Below are 5339 nucleotides of genomic sequence, written 5' to 3' on the forward strand. Positions count from 1 at the left end.
ATGCGAGCTGTTTCAAAACCGTGGCATCAATTGTCTGGAATTACCGCAGATAATTGATGTTGAAAACAACAAGTCAACCTTGTGGGCCTTGGAATACGTCGAAAAAAACAGCCCCGATCAGGAGATAATGATTGAGTGCCTTTAATAAGACTATCAACTTCGGTCTGGCTTTACTGCTGAATCTGGCTTTCGCATCCACGCTCTTTGCCAGCGAATGGGATCATGCACGTCTGCAACTGGAACAACCACAAACCATTACCGTTTATCGTGACGCCAACTGCCAGTGTTGCCATAAATGGATTGAACATCTTGAAATACATCAGTTTGAGGTGATCGACATCATCAGCAATGATATGTCCAAAATTAAAGAAAAACTGGGCGTATCCAATATGATGGCGTCCTGCCATACCGCAGTTGTCAATGATTATGTAATTGAAGGTCATGTGCCGGCAGATGATATAAAACAACTATTACTCGATAAACCGGCTCACATCAAAGGTTTGTCAGTACCGCAGATGCCGGTGGGCACACCGGGGATGGAAATGGGATTGCGTAAAGATCATTTTATTGTGTTCAGCTTCGATGATGATACGCAGTACCAATTGTTTAATGCCTATCAAACCAACGCTGAAAATAACTATCTGCCATTAAACCACGCTGAGTAATGGAATTACTGATCGTCCTTGGGCGGGTTTTTTCTTCCGCTGCAGCTAACGTTTTTCAGAAACAATTCACTCATAAAGGTTTGCATTCACTGTTTATCGTGATGCTTTCCTATGTCGTTTTAGCATCCATCAGCCTGCCGTTATTAATACTGGTTGAACATAACGCTATTGAAGACGGCTTCTGGCTCAATATTCTGCTGGCAGCGTTGCTGGATATGGCCGGTACGCTGTTTCTGGTGCTGTCTTTATCCAAAACTGATCTGTCTGTTTTCGGGCCTCTTAATGCTTATAAAGTCGTTTTTTCGATGATACTGGCGCTGATATTTCTGGACGAAGTACCTAACCTTCAGGGTTTCACCGGTGTTATCATCATCTTACTCGGCAGCTTTTTATTATTTCCCCCGGTTGCCAGTACCTCATCAAATCGTCTGTGGCATTTGTTCAGACAGCGCGGTGTGCAATACCGGTTTTTATCCATATTGTTATTTTCAATTGGTACTTTACCGCTAAAAAATGCCGTGCTCAGTGGCGGAGCCTTAGCAACTACCTTGTATTGGTGTTTGTTTGGTTTACCGCTCTCAGTGGGCTTGTATTACCGGTTTGGTGGTAAGCGCTGGCAAAAAGACTGGCAAACCGCCAACCAACATCGGCATCATTTTCTCTGGCTCGGCAGTTTTATCTTTTTAATGCAATACACCACCATGCTGGTATTTTCACAATTACTGGTGGCGTATTCACTGGCATTATTCCAACTCAGCATGGTGTTACAGGTCTTTCTCGGCTATCGGATTTTTCATGAGAAACATATACTTCGAAGATTATCTGCCTGTGGAGTGATGATTGCGGGCTGTTTGCTTGTGTTAACCACTTAACTGACTACCGCCTCTTTCGGGCTAACGATTAATATTGTGGTATATTGCCCGCCACTTCTATGCCTGTTGTGATCCTTCAGGCGCTTTCGACTGATAAGATAAACACCATGACATTTGACGATCTGTTCCTTGATTATGAATTGATTGCTGCCGTTCGCGACAGCGGTTTTGAAAAACCGACTGAAGTCCAGCAACTGGCCATTCCGGCATTATTAGCCGGTCAGGATGTACTGGCCTGCGCCGCTACCGGTACCGGAAAAACCGCTGCATTTATTCTGCCTATCCTGCAACGCCTCAATGATGAACGGCATAAACATGATCAGGCGCGTATTCTGATTATGGCCCCCACCCGAGAACTGGCATTTCAGATCCAGCATGTGTTTCATCAATTAGGTAAAGCGTTCAAACCAACAATCGCCATGTTGACCGGCGGTGCATCGCCCTGGGCCCAGGTACAACATGCTCAAGCCCAATGCGACATTATTATTGCTACGCCGGGCCGACTTTTAGGTCTGGTTGAAGATGAGTCGGTTGATTTATCGGCCGTTGAACTGGTCATTATTGACGAAGCCGATCGCATGCTGGATATGGGTCAGGGGCCCGATGTATTGATGGCGCTGGCCACCATTAAATCCAAATTTCAGGCCGGACTTTTCTCAGCGACCTTAGCAGGCAGTGGTGTCAGAATTTTTGCCGAAGAACTGCTTAACGATCCGCAGGAAATCCATATTAATGCGGCCAATCAATTGGCAGAGAATGTCACCCAGCAGGTGTATCTGGCCGATAACCGTGAACATAAACAGGCCTTATTACTGGCATTTATTAACGCACCAGCCTGTCAACGCGCTTTAGTGTTCTGCAATAAAAAAATCCGCGCCGAAGAAGTCTGCGACTGGTTACAGTCACAAAATATCTCAGCTCAGTTACTGCACGGTGATTTTGATCAATCAATACGTCGTGAACGCATCCGTAAATTCCGAGCAGGCCAAATCAAAGTCACGGTCGCTACCGATGTCGCTGCCCGCGGACTGGATGTTGCTGATATCACGCACGTTATTAACTATGATTTACCGTTTCGCGGCGATAATTATATTCATCGCATTGGTCGCACCGGTCGTGCAGACAAACACGGCACGGCGATTAATCTGGTCGAACCGCATGATCTGAAAAATCTGGAACGCATTGAATATCACCTGGGACATGGTTTGCCGATTCGCAAATTAAAAGGATTAGCGCCTAAAGCCAAAGCCAACAAGGCGCGTTCCAAAACAAAAGATGAAAAAGCCCGTTATATTCCGAAAAAAGACCGCCAGCCATCAGAAGATAGTTAACCGGTATTACGCATACCCTGAGAAATAGCACTGATACTGCGTAACAGCGGATCCCGCCATTTGGCGGTTTCAGTTTCGGTATAACCACCAAACCGGTAACGCTTTAATAACAGCAACTGAATATGATTTAACGGATCCAGATAGGCCTGACGGCGACGCAGAGACAATGCCAATAGTGGATTTTCGGCCATCAGCTTTTCGGCTCCAGTCAGTTGCAATAACTGACTGACTGTTTGCTGATACTCCTGACGAATCACCTGTAAGACTTCTGCTGCCTGTTGTTTATCTATACACAAATCAGCATATTCTGCGGCGATCTCCATATCGGCCTTGGACAGTGACATTTGGGTGTTGCTGACCATCGCCCGGAAAAACGGCCATTCAAAATACATTTTTTGCAACGTATCGCGACGACCTGGATCATCAGCAACCCACTGAGCAATCGCACTGCCTATGCCATACCAGCCCGGCAACGTATGTCTGGATTGCGCCCAGGCAAATACCCAACCAATTGCTCTGACCGAGGATTTAGAACGATCACCGGCTTTGCGATGTGAAGGTCGTGAACCGATATTCATCAAACCAATTTCACTGATGGGACAGGCTTCGTAAAAATAATCCAGAAAACCGGGAGTCTGCTCAGTGAGTCGCCGATACTGCTGTTCGCCCAACTGCGCCAGTTGCTGCATGATATGCAAATATTCCGGTTTTTCCTGTGCTGAATCAGTGACCAGTCCCCTGCTGGCTTTGATCAGGGCTGACACGCCCATACCCAGTTCATAAGCGGCTGTCTCGGTATTGCCATATTTGAAAGACAATACTTCGCCCTGTTCAGTGAATTTAATTTGTCCGTGTACAGTATCTACCGGTTGGGCCAGGATCGCATCATGGGTTGGGCCACCACCCCGACCGATGGTACCGCCTCTGCCATGAAACATGCGGCAGCCAATCGCATATTGTTCGGATAGCCGACTGACGGTTTTCTGAGCCTGATATAAATTCCAGGCCGAGGCCAGAATGCCGCCATCTTTGCAGGAGTCTGAATAACCCAGCATCACTTCCTGCATATTGCCGGATGCGCTTAACAGAGTTCGATATTGGCTGTTTTCCAGCAAGGCAGACATTACCGGCTCGATATGTTCCAAATCCTCAATGGTTTCGAATAATGGTGAAACCCGGATATGGCAATACCAGCCGTGTTCATCTTCGCCAATCAAATCTGCAAATCTGGCCAGCAGCATCACTTCCAGAATATGACTGGCCTGGTGCGTCATCGAAATCACATAATTGCCAAACGCTTTTTCACTGACCTCTACCCGCAGTCGGGCAATCAGTCTGAATACATTGAGTATTTCCAGAGAGTCTGGCTGCAAATCGCCATAAATCTCTGGCAATCTTGGCGCCGCCAGTAAATCACTTAACAAGGCCTGCCGCTCGGCTTCATTCATTTGCAGGTAATGACGATTAAGTCCGGTGAGAGCAAGTATTTCGGCGACCGCGTCGGTGTGCTTGGAGGATTCCTGACGTATATCCAGATTATAAAGATAAAATCCGAAGGTTTTGACCAGTCGTATCAGATCAGTAAGCTCAGCAGCTGCAATCGCTATATCACCATTGTCGACCAGTGATTTATGTATCAGGTGCAGATCAGCAAGAAATTCATCTTCATTGTGGTAAGCCACACCCAGACTTTCAATTTGCAGATCCGGGCGGAAAAACTCTTCCAGCACGGCAAGATTATCCTTAAGCCGATAACGCATCATATAAAGTTTGCGACGATAAGGTTCATTCACAAAGCGTTGTGGGTTGGTCACAAAAGCACCAGCAAACCGCTGTTCACTCTGTTCAATATCCGCAGAGAGCTCTTTACTGATGTGGCAGAGTGGTTGCGATTGAGTCAGAATAAAACTGAGCTTGGTCACATCCTCCAGATAGCGGCGGATAACAGTGCGTTTCTGCAAAGCAATCGCCATTTCAGTTGTTTCAGCGGTCACGTAGGGATTGCCATCACGGTCGCCACCAATCCATGAACCAAAACGCAAATAATCCGGCACGACGATTGGGGTTTCGGGATCCAGCTCATCGCCATACACGCGGCGCAACGCATTTTCCAGATTACGGTAACTTCTTGGCACTGCATCAAACAGACTCACATTAAAATAATACAGACCGTTTTTGATTTCATCGCGCACCGATGGCTTAACCGCCCTCACCTCATCGGTTGACCAGAGCAGCTGTATCTGACGTTTCAAGTCAGTACGAATCTGCTGCTGATCAAAGGGAGTTAATAATCCTGCGGTAAGTTTCTCATCCAGCAAGAACACCCGGCGCAACATTTCCATTACGGTACGGCGTTTGGATTCTGTCGGGTGGGCAGTGAACACAGGCATAAAAACCAGTTTTTCCAGCAAAGCCTGTAGCTGGTCTACCGAGACACCTTCATTTTTAAACTGAGTCAGCGTATCCAGAAA

At 46.8% G+C, this 5339-nt stretch carries 4 protein-coding genes; 3 read left to right on the forward strand and 1 reads right to left on the reverse strand.

Translation table 11 applies throughout. The annotated features are described in order from the left end of the window. The first annotated feature begins 131 nt into the window (after positions 1 to 131). From B3O33_RS01200 to B3O33_RS01210, 3 genes are all read left to right on the forward strand, one after another. Positions 132 to 665: a DUF411 domain-containing protein gene (locus B3O33_RS01200; protein WP_292362339.1), complete on the forward strand. Its 534-nt coding sequence runs from the start codon at positions 132 to 134 to the stop codon at positions 663 to 665. Beyond that, on the forward strand, positions 665 to 1537 hold the full coding sequence (locus B3O33_RS01205; RefSeq protein WP_292362338.1) for an EamA family transporter: 873 nt from the start codon (positions 665 to 667) through the stop codon (positions 1535 to 1537). The genes B3O33_RS01200 and B3O33_RS01205 overlap by 1 nt, the downstream gene beginning before the upstream one ends. A gap of 107 nt (positions 1538 to 1644) precedes the next feature. Then, positions 1645 to 2868, forward strand: a complete 1224-nt coding sequence (locus B3O33_RS01210) for a DEAD/DEAH box helicase (RefSeq protein ID WP_292362337.1) — start codon at positions 1645 to 1647, stop codon at positions 2866 to 2868. Here the strand turns inward: B3O33_RS01210 and ppc are convergent. Further along, the coding region (ppc, locus tag B3O33_RS01215; RefSeq protein ID WP_292362770.1) for a phosphoenolpyruvate carboxylase at positions 2865 to 5339 on the reverse strand (2475 nt) is incomplete at its 5' end. The two genes, B3O33_RS01210 and ppc, sit on opposite strands and share 4 nt — an antisense overlap.

This window comes from Methylophaga sp. UBA1464 (genome assembly GCF_002325665.1).
Taxonomy (GTDB): Bacteria; Pseudomonadota; Gammaproteobacteria; order Nitrosococcales; family Methylophagaceae; genus Methylophaga.